Here is a 15,152-nt window from a genome sequence, read left to right as displayed (position 1 = left end):
ATTATTGTCGGTCCCTAATGTCACTCGTAAAGGCTTCGCGATGAAAGTGGCCTCACCGTTCCTCCCGCATCTGCGGGCCCGCTCCATCATTTCCGCCCTCTGTCTGGCGGCAGTGACGCTGGGGTTTGCCGGTTGTGCGAATTTTGCCGGCATCCATAGCGACAAGCACATCAGTACCCCCGAGCAGTATCAGACCCAGCGCAGCCTGCCCGGCGAGGGCGGCCAGTGGCCGGGCACCGATTGGGCGCAGCGGTTCGGCGACCCGCAACTCGTCTCGTTGATCGACGAAGCCCTTGCCGGCAACCCCGATCTGGCCATGGCGGCCGCCCGCCTGAAGGCGGCGCAGGCACAGACCGAAGGCGCGGCCGCCGCGCTGCTGCCGTCGGTGAACGCCTCGGGCAGCATCTATCGTGAAAAATTCACGGAGAACACCATCTACCCGCCGGGCTACGGCGGCACCTGGTTCACCCAGGGCGATCTGACGGCATCGTTGTCGTGGGAACTCGACCTGTGGGGCAAGAACCGCTCGGCGCGGGCACAAGCCACGTCGGCCGAGCGCGCCGAAGAAGCCGAAGATCAGGAGGTGCGGCTCGCGCTGGCCACGGCCGTGGCTCGCGCTTACAACCAACTCGCCCAGCAATACGCCCTGCATGACGTGCTCGATCGCATCAGCAAGCAACGTCAAAACCTCGGCCGATTGACGGCGGACCGCGTGCGGGCGGGTCTCGACACGCAAGTCGAGCAGAAGCAGGCCGAGAGCAACACGGCCGACATTCAAACGCAAATCGCGCAACTCGACGGCCAGATCCTGCTGACGCGCCATCAACTCGGCGTATTGCTCGGCAAGGGGCCGGATCGCGGCCTGTCGGTCGCGCGTCCGACACTCGCACAGCTCGCGACACCGGCCCTGCCCGACAACCTGCCGCTCACGCTCCTTGGCCGCCGCCCGGACATCGTCTCGGCACGCTGGGGCGTGGAAGCACAGCTCAAGGGTGTCGATGTCGCGAAGGCACGCTTCTATCCGGATGTGAACCTGAACGCCGCATTTGGCTTTTCCACCTTCGGGCTCGGAAAGCTGATCGATCCGAGCAGCCAGAGCATCCAGTACGGTCCGGTAATTTCGCTGCCGATCTTTGACGGCGGCCGCCTGCGCGCCAACCTGAAGGGGCAATACGCGGCGTATGAAAGCGCGGTGGCGAACTACGACTCGACGCTGAACCAGGCGCTCGGCGACATCGCGGATCGCATGTCGTCGATCCGCTCGGCAGACAAGCAGATGGTCTCGCAACGCGTCGCACAAGACGCCGCGCAACGCGCCTACGAGTTGGCCGTCGACCGTTACAAGGCGGGTCTCACGCCGCAGTTGACCGTGCTCGCGGCAGAGTCGTCGCTGCTGACGCAGGAACAGGCGCGCGTGAATATCGAAAGTGCACGCCGCGACCAGCAGATCGGCCTGATCAAGGCGCTTGGCGGTGGCTTCGATGCCCAGGCGGCGGGTCTCGTCGTGGGGCAGGAACGCCCCGCCAAGACCGACGGCAACGCCGTGCAGACGCACTGAGCGGCCGCTACACATCACACAAGACTGACAAGACAACGTCGAAGCACATTAAGAGATTAGTACGGAGCGAATGATGAGCGAGAACCAACAACAAGCACCTGCCCAGCCGGCTCAGGGCAATGGCAAGCGCCGCCGCATGATGCTGACGCTAACGGCCGTGATCGCGATCGCGGCCATCGCCTACGGTGCCTATTACGGGCTGTACGCGCGCTTCTACGAAGACACCGACGACGCCTACGTCGCAGGCAACGTGGTGCAGATCACCCCGCAGGTGCCAGGGACCGTGACTGGCGTCAAGGCCGATGACACGCAACTGGTCAAGGCGGGCCAGCCACTGGTCACGCTCGACCCGACCGATGCCCGCGTCGCCCTGCTGCAAGCCGAGGCCAATCTGGCGCAGACCGTGCGTCAGGTGCGCACCTACTTCGTGAACAATGACGCCTACGCCGCCACCGTGGCCATGCGTGAGTCGGAGCTGGCCAAGACGCAGGCCGACGTGAAGCGCCGCGAGATGGCGATTGCGACGGGCGCCGTGTCGCGCGAAGAACTGGCCCACGCACAGGACGCCGTGAAGACGGCACAGGCCGCACTCGAGCAGGCGCGTGCGCAATGGGTGTCGAACCGGGCCCTGACGGACAAGACCTCGGTGACAACGCACCCGAACGTGCAACAGGCCGCGGCGAAGGTGCGCGCAGCGTATCTCGACTACGCCCGCACGTCGATCCCGGCGCCGGTCGACGGCTACGTGGCCAAGCGTTCGGTGCAGGTCGGTCAGCGCGTGGCCACGGGCGCACCGCTCATGGCGCTGGTGCCGCTCAATCAAGTCTGGGTCGATGCCAACTTCAAGGAAGTCCAGATCGCGCACATGCGCGTCGGCCAACCGGTGACACTCACCGCCGACGTGTACGGTTCGGCGGTGGAATACAAGGGCACCGTGGCGGGCTTCTCGGCAGGTACGGGCAGCGCGTTCTCGCTGTTGCCGGCGCAAAACGCGACGGGCAACTGGATCAAGGTCGTGCAGCGCCTGCCGGTGCGCATCGCGCTCGACCCGAAGCAGTTGCAGCAGCATCCGCTGCGTGTCGGCCTGTCGATGCAGGTCAAGGTGGACGTGCGAAACACGAATGGCAAGGAACTGGGTGAAGCGCCCGCCCTGCCGGTGTACGCCACCGACGTGTTCGACAAAATCGGCCACGACGCCGACGACATCGTCGCCAAGATCATCACCGAAAACGCCGGTGCCGCGGCTGCCTCAGGCGCAGACGGCGCCAGCGACACGCGCAACCAGCCGGCTCGCGCACGTCCCCTGTAAAGCGGAGGGGGGTGCCCCCACCCCCTTTGACATCTCATGGCAAATCAAAACGCTTCTGGTCCCCTGACGGGGGGCCAGTTGGTCCTCGGCACCATCGCCTTGTCGCTCGCCACGTTCATGAACGTGCTCGACACCTCGATTGCCAACGTATCGATTCCCGCCATTTCCGGCGACCTTGGCGTCTCGTCGAGCCAGGGAACGTGGGTGATTACGTCGTTCGCCGTGGCCAACGCCATTTCGGTGCCGCTCACGGGCTGGCTGACCGAGCGCTTCGGTGCGGTCAGGTTGTTCATTTCGTCGATCCTGCTGTTCGTGCTGGCGTCGTGGCTGTGCGGCATGGCGCCCACGCTCGAATTCCTGCTCGCGGCTCGCGTGTTGCAGGGCGCGGTGGCCGGGCCGATGATTCCGCTCTCGCAATCGCTGCTGCTCTCGAGCTATCCGAGCGCGAAGAGTTCAATGGCCCTTGCGCTATGGGGCATGACAACGCTGGTCGCGCCGGTGATGGGGCCGATTCTCGGCGGCTGGATCTCGGATAACTACCATTGGCCCTGGATCTTCTACATCAACATCCCGATCGGCATCGCCGCCGCGTATGTCACATGGTTGATCTACGCCAAGCGTGAAACCGCCACGCAACGCAAGCCGATCGACACCGTCGGGCTGGCCTTGCTCGTGTTGTGGGTCGGCTCGCTCCAGGTGATGCTCGACAAGGGCAAGGAACTCGACTGGTTCAATTCGTCGACCATTGTCGTGCTCGCACTCGTGGCACTGGTGTCGTTCTGCTTCTTCGTCATATGGGAAATTACCGAGAAGCATCCGGTGGTCGACCTGACGCTCTTCAAGCGGATCAACTTTACCGGTGGCGTCGTGGCGATCTCAATCGGTTACGGCCTGTTCTTCGGAAACCTGGTGATTCTGCCGCAGTGGTTACAGATCTATCTCGGCTATACAGCCACCGAGGCGGGTCTCGTGCTGGCACCGGTGGGCCTGTTCGCCATCCTGCTGTCGCCGGTAATCGGCAAGACGTTGCCCAGGCTCGATGCCCGCTGGGTCGTGACCGTCTCGTTCCTGCTGTTCGCGCTGGTGTTCCTGATGCGTTCGCACTTCAACACACTCGTCGATACGCGCACGTTGATGATCCCGACATTCCTGCAGGGCGTGCCGATGTCGATGTTCTTCATCCCGCTCACCGCGATCATCCTGTCGGGGTTGCCGCCAGATCGCATTCCCGCGGCGGCAGGACTGTCCAACTTCGTGCGGATCACGTGCGGTGCGGTGGGCACGTCGATTTCCACGACGATGTGGGAGAACCGCATCACGCTGCACCATGCGCAGTTGACCGAGCACTTGACGCCCTACGACCCGACGTTCAATGCCTCCGTGCAAACGCTCAACCAGCTCGGCATGACCACGCCGCAGGCCAACGGTTATATCGACCGGCTGGTCACGCAACAGTCGGCCATGCTCGGTGCGAACGACATTTTCTGGATCTCGGCCGTGCTGTTCTTGCTGATGATCTCGATGGTGTGGATCACGCGGCCGATGAAGGGTGGCGGCGGTGCCGACGCCGCCGCAGGCGCGCACTGACGCGAAGACTTCCCCAGTGTCCGGCGCTGCAAGCACCGGGCACATCTCGAACCCCGCTGAAGTTGGCGGGGGTTTTTATCTCGCGACGACTCCAGCACCGAATTGCGCTGGACTACGCCGCAGCCCGATACAGCGGGTTTATCAAGGAATCTGGCGAGTTCAACATATGCCAGTGCTTTCCGAAACCTAACCGGACTTCCGTCCGACTGGCCCCATGCGGCGCCTGGAAGCGGCGGCAGCCCAAGCGTTATTCGTCCGCCATACTCATCTGTTCTTGTCGGACAGAAATCACTCGCGGACGCGACCAACGATCAGAACAGGTTTCGGTGCGGGAGACTTTCAAGACGCTGGCACATCAAAAACCATGCAGGTGGTTGTCGCATGGGCATAGAGTCTGCGGCGCGCGTCTTCGATACGTGCTTCAGCCGTTGCGATCTGGCGGCCGCCATGAATCACCGTACCTGTCGCGCGCAACGGTCCTGTCTTGTCAGTGGCCGAGCGCACGATATTGATGCTGAGTTCGACGGTTGTATAGGAACGTCCAGCCGGCAGGATGGTTTGCACGGCACAGCCCAATGCGGAGTCCAACAACGTGGCAAACCAGCCGCCATGCACGCTTCCCAGCGGGTTGTAGTGCTGTTGCAACGGGGTGCCCTGGAATACTGCACGGCCGTTGTCCACCTCCAGCAACGTCATGTTCATGGTGTCGTTCATGGGCGGATATGGCAGCGCGCCGGACATCATGGCCTCGAGGATTTCACGCCCGGTCTTTCCGGCAATCTGGTTGATTTTCGCCAGACCCGGTTGCCCTCCTCCAGCCAGAGCGCGTTGACACGCCGCTTCATGCTGGGCCATCCAGCCAATATCCAGTGCGGTTTGCATATGAAGCCTCCAGGAACTAGGTTTGCGGACGTTTCTGCGATGTGCCTGCTCAGTTATCTCGGTCGGTTATGGCGCCATTCAAGTCGCGCCGGTGCGCGTGACACCTCAGAAATAAACGCTTTGAGTCGCCGCGGGCTCAGGCCAATCCAAATGTTTTTCTCAGGCTTTTTCCGACCGGGCCAGCAGGCATGAAACGGCGCAATTTAGCCAGAAGCGACGCCTCGCCTTTGGGCGTATGGCGCATCTTCCAGCGCCCCAGAGCCGCATCGACAATCGTGCTGGCTACGCCGTCGGGGTCGGGCGCTTTCTGGACAAGCGTCAGAATGGCCTGGGAAACCACGCCGAAATCCCTGCCGTATTCGGCTATCTTCAAGGCCGTTTGGGGCGCATTGAGATCCAGGTTGGTTTTGGTAAAAGAGGGTTCGACAAGCGCCACGCGAATGCCGAACTGGCGCACCTCGTGATCCAACGTCTCGGACAGTCCTTCAACGGCATGCTTGGATGCCGAATAGAGCGCCATGTACGGTGCGGGCAGAAAGCCCAGCACAGAGCTGATGTTGACGATCCGACCAGCATGTTGCTTGCGCATGCATGGCAGCACCGCCTGGATCGTGCGCAAGAGGCCGAAAAGGTTGGTATCGAACAACGTCTGAGCTTCGGCAATCGACGTTTCCTCGGTCGCTCCGAGCAGGGTCACCCCCGCGCTGTTGACCAGCACGTCGATACGCTTGGCTTGGGCGATAACGGCCTGGATGCCTTGTTGAACGGATGCTTCGTCACGAACATCCATTTCAACGAGCGCGACCCCGGGTATTGCCTGCGCCTTGGCCGTATCACGAACGGTTCCGAATACTTGACACCCTTGTTCGGCAAATTTCATCGCGACGGCACGCCCGATGCCCGATGACACACCAGTAATGACAACAACTTTTCTTGAATTCGACATGGCAGTTCCTATTTGTGCGCTGCGTTAAGGTCAGCGGACGATCCGTTTTGCGAAGGAATTGGCCTGATCTTGAACCAGATGGAATACATGGCCGGCAGGAACACCAAAGTCAGAACTGTTCCTGCAAAGGTGCCGCCGATAAGCGTGTAGGCCAGTGTTCCCCAGAACACAGAATGGGTCAGTGGGATGAACGCCAGGATGGCGGCCAGTGCGGTCAATATCACTGGCCTTGCACGCTGGACAGTGGCTTCGACGACCGCATTAAACGGACTCAATCCGTCCTGTTCGTTGTGACGGATTTGCCCGATCAGGATCAGCGTGTTGCGCATCAGGATTCCCGACAGCGCGATCAGGCCAACCAGCGCATTGATGCCGAACGGTTGCCGGAAAATCAGCAAGGTCGGCACCACGCCGATCAAACCAAGCGGACTTGTGGCGATCACCATGACCATGGCCGCGATCGAACGCACCTGCAAGATGATGATGAGCAGCGTGAGCGCGATCATGATTGGGAACAGCGGCACCATGGCAACGGTGGCCTTGGCGGATTCTTCGATCGAGCCGGCCTGTTCAATCCGATATCCCGAGGGAAGCTGGTCGATGACCGGCTGCAACTGCTTCAAGACAGCGGTAGACACGTCTGGCGGTTGCAGTCCTTCAGCGATATCGCCTCGAACCGTGATGGTCGTCGTGCGGTCACGGCGTCGCAGGATAGGGTCTTCCATGCGCACCTCGACCGTTCCTACCTGCGACAGCGGAATGCGTTGCCCTGCCGCCCCGACCAGCGTAAAGCCGGCAATCTTCGCGGGGTCAAGGCGGATATCGCCGGCCGCTCGGCCGACTACCTGCACAGAGCGAATGTCCTCACGAACTTCTGTAAGCGGCACCCCGCTCAACAGGAACTGCAACTGCAAGGCCACCGAACGGGAAGTCAGCCCTACGGCCTGGAGCCGATCCTGATCCAGGATGAAATGCAAGGTGGGCACGCGCGCGCCCCAATCCGTATTGACCGTGCGCATCATCGGATTGGCCTGCATGATGGACTCGACTTGCGCGGCGATCGCGCGCAGCTTGTCCGGATCTGGCCCCATAACGCGATAGGCGACGGGGAATGGTGAATACGGACCGAACACGAGCTGCGTCACGCGCACCCGGGCCTCGGGGGCCAATCCGTTGGCGACGGCTTTGCGCAACCTGAATTTAAGGGCCTCCCGCTGCTCTTGATTGCCCGTCAGCACCACAATTTTGGCGAACGACGGATCGGGCAGTTCCGGTGACATGGCCAGGTAGAACCGTGGTGCCCCCTGGCCGATGTAGGCGGTCACGATTTTTGCTTCGCCTTGCTTTGCCAGCCAGGCTTCGACCTTCGCCGTCGCTGCGCTGGTTTGCTCAATCGAGGTGCCATATGGCATCTGTACCTCGACCAGTACCTCCGAGCGGTCTGAAGTCGGGAAGAACTGTTTCTTGACCACGCCCATGCCAAGGATGGCCAGCACAAACGTCCCGACCACCGCGCCCGCGACCAGCCATTTGCGGGCGATGACGCGCCCGAGCACCCGCCGGAAGCGGTTGTAATTACGCGTGTTATAGATGGCCTCGTGCCCGCCCTCGATCTTCTTGATATCCGGCAGCAGCTTCACCCCGAGGTAGGGCGTGAACGCCACCGCCACCACCCAGGAAGCGATCAGAGCAATGCCGACGATCCAGAACATGTTGCTGGTGTATTCGCCAGCGGTCGAACGCGCGAACCCATTGGGCATGAAGCCTATGGCCGTTACCAGCGTGCCGGACAGCATAGGGGCCGCCGTGCGGCTCCAGGCGTAGGCGGAGGCTTTGATGCGGCTATAACCTTCCTCCATCTTCACCACCATCATTTCGATGGCGATGATAGCGTCGTCCACGAGCAGGCCCAGCGCCAGAATCAACGAGCCGAGCGTGATGCGGTCGAAGTTCTTCCCGGTGGCGGCCATAATGACAAATACCGCCGCCAACGTCAGCGGCACCGCCGCCGCGACCACGATACCGACGCGCCATCCCATGCTGAGGAAGCAGACCACCATCACGACAAGCAGGGCGACGAAGAACTTGACCATGAACTCGTCCACTGCCGAGCCGATGTTGACGGACTGATCCGTCACTTTGGTCAACGTCATTCCCAAGGGAAGTTCTGCGTTGAATTTAGTGGTTTCCGCATCAAGTGCCTTGCCAAGATCGAGGCCATTCCAGCCATCGCGCATCACGATACCGAGCAGCAAAGCGGGTTCGCCATTGTTGCGAACCAGAAAGGCGGCCGGATCTTCATAGCCACGCTCGACGGTCGCCACATCCGACAGTTTCAGCGTCCGCCCCTTCGCGTAGATTGGCGTTTGGCGGATCTTCTCCAGCTTGTCGAACGCACCATCAACGCGAAGGAAGACTTGCGGCCCCTTTGTCTCAATGGAGCCCGCGGGAGTCAGTACGTTCTGGCTGTTGAGTGCGGCAAAGATGTCCTGAGGCGTAACGCCCAGCGTGGCAAGGCGATCGTAGGAAAAGGACACGAAGATGCGCTCGGGCTGCTCGCCAATGATGTTGACCTTCTTTACCCCCGGAACGTGCAATAGCTGCTGGCGCAGTGATTCCGCGTCGCGCACCAGCAGCCGTTGCGGCTCGCCTTTGGCTTTGAGGGCGAAGAGCGCAAACGTCACGTCCGCATATTCGTCGTTGACCATCGGCCCAATGACGCCCGCGGGCAGCCTCTTGGCTTCATCCGAGAGCTTCTTGCGGGCCTGATAGAACGCCTCCTGAACCGCCGAAGGTGGCGTCTTGTCGAGCAGCGAAACCATGGTGAAGGCCAGACCGGGCCGCGTATAGGTTTCCGTGCGGTCATACCACCGCAGTTCCTGCATGCGCTTTTCCAGCGGTTCGGCAACCTGATCCTGCATTTCCTGCGCCGTCGCTCCCGGCCAGGCAGTGACGATCGTCATCTGCTTGACGGTGAAAGGCGGATCTTCCGCGCGCCCGAGCTGGAAGAACGCGAGAATGCCCGCGACGGAGATCAAGATAATCAGGAACAGCGTGATGGAGCGTTCGCGTACCGCGAGCGCCGAAAGATTGAAACGTCCCTCGCTCATGGGTGGTCTCCGGCAGCCATCGCTTCGCCTTGGCCGATCGGCCTGACGATCTCGCCTTCACGAAGAAGATGCGCACCGAGTGATACCACCGGGTCGCCGATCCTGAGATTGCCCTTCACCCGCGCCACGTCGTCCGACAAACCGAGCACTTGAACAGAGCGCCAGACCGTCTTTGCAGGCTTCCCCTCGATGGCCCATACGCCCGGCCCCTTACCGCGATCGAACAATGCGCCGATTGGAACTTGCAGCGATGGCGCGGATTCCGCTCCCCCAGGGATTTCCACGGTGGCGGTGGCCCCCAGAGGCGCCTGGGCCAACGCGCCTTCGAGCACATACCTAGCCTCGTAAGTGCGCGTCACGCGGTCTGCGGCATCTGAGAGCAGCCGCAATCTTGCTGGCACGGCACCCTGCCGGTTGCCATACAAGGTCGCTTGGGCGAGCGATCCAACGGCGGGTCGCAGTGTCTCGGGCAGATGCACGATCACCTCGCGCTGCCCCGCCCGCGCCAGGCGAACGACTGGCTGGCCGGCGCTTACCACTTGCCCCGGTTCGGCAAGCGTCTCAACTACAACGCCGTCCGTGTCGGCGCGCAGGACGGCATAGCTCGACGCATTCCTGGCAACGTCGGCCTGCGCCTCGGCCGCCTTGAGCTGCGCCCGCGCTGAATCGGCTGCGGTTTTGATTTGATCGTACGCAGATGCCGAAACAGCGCCTTCGGCGACGAGATCGCGGTAGCGCGCTTCATCATCGGCCGTTTGCCTGGCACGCGCCCGCGCTGCCGACACCGCGTCTTGTTGCGCTTGAGCCTGCAATCCCAGGTCGATCGGGTCTATGCGCATGAGAGGCTGGCCGCGCCTGACTGTCTGTCCGGTATCGACCAGGCGCTCCAGCACCTTGCCCGATACACGAAAGCCAAGGTCGCTTTGCACCCGTGCCGCCACGACACCCGTGAATGATCGAGATGCGGCCGATGCGCCTTGAACGGCCCCGACCCTGACGGGTGGAGCCTCCGTTCGTGGATCGGCGGAGTGATTGTCACCGCATGCCGCTAGGGCAAGCGGCAACAGGCAAATGACATACGAGGCAAGCTGGCGCCGAAGCATGGGAACCCTTCTTGACGAAGAAATAGTGTTCCCATTTTATTCAAGTGACCAAATTAGTCAATAGTCACCAACCAGGGCTAAGGTGCCAGGCTCCGCAATATCAGGCTGGATAGTTGAGTCGTGGCCTCGGCGGCATTGTCCAGGTTGTGCTGCAACAGCAGCGGATTGATGTACGGGCGCATAACCAAATAGATGGCATTGACCGTTTCATCCAGCGGGGTCTTGCGTTCGAATTCACCGGACTCGCGGCCATCGCGCACGGTTTGCAACACGAGGACCTTGAGGTGATCTTCGTATGCGCCAACCGACGGCCAGGACTCGCTGGCTGAGGTCGCGGCAATGTCGTAGAGCTTGCGGTCGTGGAAGAACAGATAGCTGCCAGCCTCCACTAATGCCTTGAACATGCGACGCAGCCGCTCGGGAGCAGCGGGCACATCGGCGATGGCTTCATCGACGGCGATCATGATTGCGCTCAGGCGATTGGCGCAGATGACCTCGCCAATCGCCTGTTTGGAGTCGAAGAACTTGTAGATGTAAGCCTTGGAGAAGCCAATTGCCTTCGCCAGATCGGAAACGGTCGTTTTTTCATAGCCGTAGCGGCCGAAATATTCGGTCGCTGCCTCGACGATCTGATCTCGGACGTCATGATCCGAAGGCCCCCGAAGCTGGGGCGTGGGCGTGTGTGCTTTGGTCATTTTGTCAGCTTACCTCGGGCATCAAAGATTGACAACGAGTGACCATTTTGTATTATAGTCACGCAACACCCTTAGCCCAAGGATCATCATGCTCGCCCGTCGTTCCATTGTCCTTTTCCTCTGCACCAGCGTGATGGCTGGTTGCGCGGTAGGTCCGGACTATCACCGCCCGAATGTGCCTCTCTCGAGCCATTACATTGGGCAAGCGACGGCCGAACAAGGGCTCGGCACGTCTGATTCCGAACTGGCGACATGGTGGCAGGGATTCAACGATCCACTGTTCACGCACTTCGTATCGTTGGCGATTGAACAGAACTTGGATTTGGCACAGGCGGCAGCCCGTGTCACGCAAGCTCGCGCCGGACTTGGGGCTGCCAGTGCAGCCTTGCTTCCGTCGGGCGTGGCCGGCGGCTCGGCGGCTCGCGCCCATCAGTCAGTTGAAACCCCTCTGGGACAAGTGCTCAATGCCACACCTGGATATGACAGGTGGGGAAATGCCTACGAGGTTGATCTCGGGGCGAGCTGGGAGGTCGATGTGTTCGGCGGCCTGCGGCGTGGCCGGGAAGCGGCACTGGCCGACTACCAAGCCTCGCAGGCCGGCGCCGTTGCGACGCGACTGGCAGTTGCTGCACAGACAGCGGACATCTACGTCACCATTCGAGGTTTGCAGACCCGTCTCGACATTGCCCGCCAGCAAGTCAAGACCCAGCAAGACTTGCTGGCGAAGGTCAGCCTGCTCTACGGGAAGGGGCTGGCTGCCGAATATCAAGTACGGCAGACAGAAGGTGCACTGTCGCAGGTGCAAGCGACGGTTCCCGCTCTCCAGATAGGCCTTGATGCGGCGATGAACGCATTGGATGTGATGCTGGGTGATCCTCCAGGCACGCATCGGCCCGAACTCGAAACTGTCACACCGATTCCCGCGACGCCGCAGATTGCCAATATGGGGTCGCCCGCCGACCTTCTTCAGCGACGCCCTGACCTGATCGTGGCCGAACGCCGGCTTGCTGCGGCCAACGCCCGAATCGGTGAAGCGATTGCCGAGTATTTCCCCAAATTCTCGCTGAGTGGATTGCTGGGGAGCGCCACGGCAATTGCCAGCGGAAATCTATTCACCAGCGGTGCGAACCAAGCATCGGCCGTGCTCGGGCTGAGGTGGCGCCTGTTCGACTTCAACCGCATCAATGCGCAGATCAATCTTGCGAAGGGACGGGATGCCGAGGCATTGGCTGCATACCGCCAGGCCGTTCTGCGCGCGACCGAGGATGTTGAAAATGCGTTTTCTGCATTGGTCAATCGCGAGGAGCAGGCCACGACGTTGACGCAAGGCGAGGTATCGCTTTCCCGTGCAAGGGAATCGTCATTCGCCGCGTATCAGCGAGGGGCTGCGAGTCTGATCGACGTATTGCACGCCGACGAGTCTCTTTTGCGCGCGTCGGATGCGAGGGCACAGGCACAGACCGAATCGGCGCGTGCTGCCGTCGCGGCGTTCAAGGCGCTTGGAGGCGGCTGGCAGTCAATCTCATCCGAAGCGATGGCAGCTCGTTGATGCCTGGGCAATCCAACAGCTTCGGTCAACGTGCCACAGTGAGGTCGATCGGCGATGCGCGTCGGCACGTGTTACGCAATCACAGTATGATTGCGGATTGCCCGACGGCGTGACGGAACACCGCACGACGCTCGGGAATGCGCCTTCCCCAAGCCAAGAGCAACACCATGACTACCCCGCAGAACCCGAACGAACGCTCAGAAGTCACCTTCCGCTTTCTGGCCGAGCCGGCCGCCGTCAATTTTGGTGGCAAGGTGCACGGGGGCTCGCTGATGAAATGGATCGACGAAGTGGCCTATGCCTGCGCGGCCACCTGGTCGGGCCGCTATTGCGTGACGGTCAGCGTCGGCAACATCCGCTTCCGCCGACCGATTCTGGTGGGTAACCTGGTGGAACTGCGCGCGCGCATCGTGGCCACGGGCCGCACCAGTATGCACATCCACGTGTCGGTACACGCGGGCGACCCCAAGTGGGGAGAACTGCGCCAGACGACCGACTGCCTGATGGTGTTCGTCGCCGTCGACGAGAGCAATCACCCGGTCGGCATTCCGTCATTCGAGCCGAAAACGGACGAGCAGAAGGCGTTGGCCAAGTACGCGATGGACGTCAAGGCCGCGCTGGACGCCATCGTGGAACTCAAGCCAGAGAACGTCGCCAGCTAACGGCGACGGCGCTCGCTCGACCGCGAAAAGGCGCGAGAGGGGACGCCCTGGGAACCGATGAGGCGCGCGAGCATGCCCCTCATCGCAATAACAGCCTGCCGCGACGCGGTGACTGAACGCCACCGGCGGTCGCTGATCGGTGTCGGGCGCGCCCGTTGCGTCTATTGCGTCTTCAACAGCCGTTGCGGCGTGAGCAGCGCCTCGCCATCGAGCCGCGCGACGCCCAGCAACTTCGCCGCGGCGTCGCCATCGGCTTCGGCATAAACCTTCACTTCGATTGCCTCGGACGCCGCGGCGCAGGCGCGCAGCGCCTGTGAACAGCGCGCCTCGTCCAGACGCAAACGTTGTCCGTGGCTGAACCGCCTGGCGAGCGTTTCGTCGAGCCAGATCGTCGGAAGCGTCCGGAGCAATGCGTCGACCGGCGCCAGCCGCGCCACACGTTGCGCGTGATCGAGCGCGCCCAGATCTTCGAGCGTCACGGCGCCGTCGAGCGTGAGGGGTCCGACGCCCGTGCGCCGCAGCGCGCGCAAATGCGCGCCGCAACCCAGTGCCTCACCGATATCTTCCGCCAGCGTCCGCACATATGTGCCCTTGCTGCAGGTCACGCGAAATGAGAATTCGGCGACGTCGGGCAACGCGCACTCGGTCATTTCCAATACATGAATCGTGACCTCACGCGCTTCGCGCTCGAGGGTCTGCCCTGCGCGGGCATATTCGTACAACGGCTTGCCGTCGCGCTTGAGCGCCGAGTACATCGGCGGCACCTGCGAGATCGGTCCCGTGAAACGTGGCAGCACCGCGCGAATCGCCGCTTCGTCCACCGTCACGGGACGCGTCTGCAACACCTCCCCCTCCGCGTCACCGGTCGTCGTGGTCTCGCCCAGACGCACACGCGCCTCATAGGTCTTGTCGGCTTCGAGCAAGTCTTGCGAGAACTTCGTCGCCTCGCCGAAGCACAGTGGCAACAGCCCGGTCGCCAACGGGTCGAGCGTGCCGGTATGCCCCGCCTTGAGCGCCTGCAACAGACGCTTGGCCTTGATCAGCGCGTCATTCGACGACAGGCCCAGCGGCTTGTCCAGGAGCAACACGCCATCGAGCGCGAAACGGGGAAGTTTTTGGCGGGGTGCCTGCGAACGCGGGTCCGTCATGATGCGGGGAGGGCTTGAGAGAGTCTTGTGGGAGTCAACCCGCAGCACTCATCACAAGTGCGCAGGTGTCGCAATACCGCCAGGCACGCCATCGGGCGGCCCGGCGATGTCGTCAGTCGACGGACTTGCCGTCGCTTTCCTTGTCGCCGTGCGTACCTTCGTCGGCGACGCCCTCGTCCGCTTCGTCTTTCGCGCGTGTCGCGTTGGCCGTATCGATCAGCCGCGCCATCTCGATCGCACGTTCGATCGACTGGTCGAAGTGGAAATGCAGGGTCGGCACCGTGTGGATGTGCAACCGCTTGAACAGCAGATTGCGCAGATAGCCCGCCGCCTCGTTGAGTGCCTCGCCGGTGGCTTTCGGATCGCCGGTCAGCGTCGTGTAAAACACCTTCGCATGCGCATAGTCGGGCGTGACTTCCACGCTTTGCAGCGTCACCAGACCAATGCGCGGGTCTTTCACTTCGCGCTGAATCAACTCCGACAGATCGCGCTGGATCTGATCGTTGATGCGAAGATTTCGCCCCGGAACACCACGTTTCTTTGCCATAACAAACTCGCTAATAATGCAATGGCCCACGCCACCGGTTTCCCGGCTTGGTGGGC

The 15,152-nt window shown here is 61.9% G+C and carries 12 protein-coding genes; 5 read left to right on the top strand and 7 right to left on the bottom strand.

Annotation, left to right across the window (positions count from 1 at the left end; genetic code table 11):
* Positions 1–40 precede the first annotated feature (40 nt).
* The 3 genes from PTE31013_RS16305 to PTE31013_RS16295 all read left to right on the top strand — a co-directional run bounded on the left by PTE31013_RS16305 (position 41) and on the right by PTE31013_RS16295 (position 4,454).
* Positions 41–1,558 (top strand): efflux transporter outer membrane subunit, encoded by a 1,518-nt coding sequence (locus PTE31013_RS16305; RefSeq protein ID WP_150613826.1) that lies wholly within the window; start codon positions 41–43, stop codon positions 1,556–1,558.
* A 73-nt stretch (positions 1,559–1,631) separates the two neighbouring features.
* On the top strand, positions 1,632–2,867 hold the full coding sequence (locus PTE31013_RS16300) for an HlyD/EmrA/EmrK family protein (RefSeq protein WP_150613825.1): 1,236 nt from the start codon (positions 1,632–1,634) through the stop codon (positions 2,865–2,867).
* A gap of 36 nt (positions 2,868–2,903) precedes the next feature.
* Positions 2,904–4,454 (top strand): DHA2 family efflux MFS transporter permease subunit, encoded by a 1,551-nt coding sequence (locus PTE31013_RS16295; RefSeq protein WP_150613824.1) that lies wholly within the window; start codon positions 2,904–2,906, stop codon positions 4,452–4,454.
* A 339-nt stretch (positions 4,455–4,793) separates the two neighbouring features.
* Here the strand turns inward: PTE31013_RS16295 and PTE31013_RS16290 are convergent, their stop codons facing one another.
* From PTE31013_RS16290 to PTE31013_RS16270, 5 genes are all read right to left on the bottom strand, one after another.
* Positions 4,794–5,336: a PaaI family thioesterase gene (locus PTE31013_RS16290; RefSeq protein WP_150613823.1), complete on the bottom strand. Its 543-nt coding sequence runs from the start codon at positions 5,334–5,336 to the stop codon at positions 4,794–4,796.
* Between the two features lie 136 nt (positions 5,337–5,472).
* Complete coding sequence (locus PTE31013_RS16285; protein ID WP_150613822.1) at positions 5,473–6,282, bottom strand: oxidoreductase; 810 nt, start codon at positions 6,280–6,282, stop codon at positions 5,473–5,475.
* A gap of 8 nt (positions 6,283–6,290) precedes the next feature.
* Positions 6,291–9,392 carry an efflux RND transporter permease subunit gene (locus PTE31013_RS16280; protein ID WP_150613821.1) on the bottom strand — a complete coding sequence of 1,034 codons (3,102 nt, stop codon included), beginning with the start codon at positions 9,390–9,392 and terminating at the stop codon, positions 6,291–6,293.
* Positions 9,389–10,495 (bottom strand): efflux RND transporter periplasmic adaptor subunit, encoded by a 1,107-nt coding sequence (locus PTE31013_RS16275; protein WP_150613820.1) that lies wholly within the window; start codon positions 10,493–10,495, stop codon positions 9,389–9,391. Before PTE31013_RS16275 ends, PTE31013_RS16280 begins: the two co-directional genes overlap by 4 nt.
* A 77-nt stretch (positions 10,496–10,572) precedes the next feature.
* On the bottom strand, positions 10,573–11,190 hold the full coding sequence (locus tag PTE31013_RS16270; protein ID WP_150613819.1) for a TetR/AcrR family transcriptional regulator: 618 nt from the start codon (positions 11,188–11,190) through the stop codon (positions 10,573–10,575).
* 88 nt (positions 11,191–11,278) lie between these two features.
* Between PTE31013_RS16270 and PTE31013_RS16265 the strand changes: the two genes are divergently transcribed.
* Positions 11,279–12,739 (top strand): efflux transporter outer membrane subunit, encoded by a 1,461-nt coding sequence (locus tag PTE31013_RS16265; RefSeq protein WP_150613818.1) that lies wholly within the window; start codon positions 11,279–11,281, stop codon positions 12,737–12,739.
* 167 nt (positions 12,740–12,906) lie between these two features.
* Positions 12,907–13,401 (top strand): acyl-CoA thioesterase, encoded by a 495-nt coding sequence (locus PTE31013_RS16260; protein ID WP_150613817.1) that lies wholly within the window; start codon positions 12,907–12,909, stop codon positions 13,399–13,401.
* A gap of 161 nt (positions 13,402–13,562) precedes the next feature.
* On the opposite strand, the gene truB is transcribed toward PTE31013_RS16260, so the two are convergent.
* Together truB and rbfA are read right to left on the bottom strand one after the other, a co-directional pair.
* Positions 13,563–14,549: a tRNA pseudouridine(55) synthase TruB gene (gene truB, locus PTE31013_RS16255; RefSeq protein WP_150613816.1), complete on the bottom strand. Its 987-nt coding sequence runs from the start codon at positions 14,547–14,549 to the stop codon at positions 13,563–13,565.
* A 112-nt stretch (positions 14,550–14,661) separates the two neighbouring features.
* On the bottom strand, positions 14,662–15,096 hold the full coding sequence (gene rbfA / locus PTE31013_RS16250; RefSeq protein ID WP_150613815.1) for a 30S ribosome-binding factor RbfA: 435 nt from the start codon (positions 15,094–15,096) through the stop codon (positions 14,662–14,664).
* Positions 15,097–15,152 lie beyond the last annotated feature (56 nt).

It is taken from the genome of Pandoraea terrigena, from assembly GCF_902459705.1.
GTDB classification, from domain to species: Bacteria; Pseudomonadota; Gammaproteobacteria; order Burkholderiales; family Burkholderiaceae; genus Pandoraea; species Pandoraea terrigena.
This window is presented reverse-complemented; position numbering and strand designations above follow the sequence as displayed.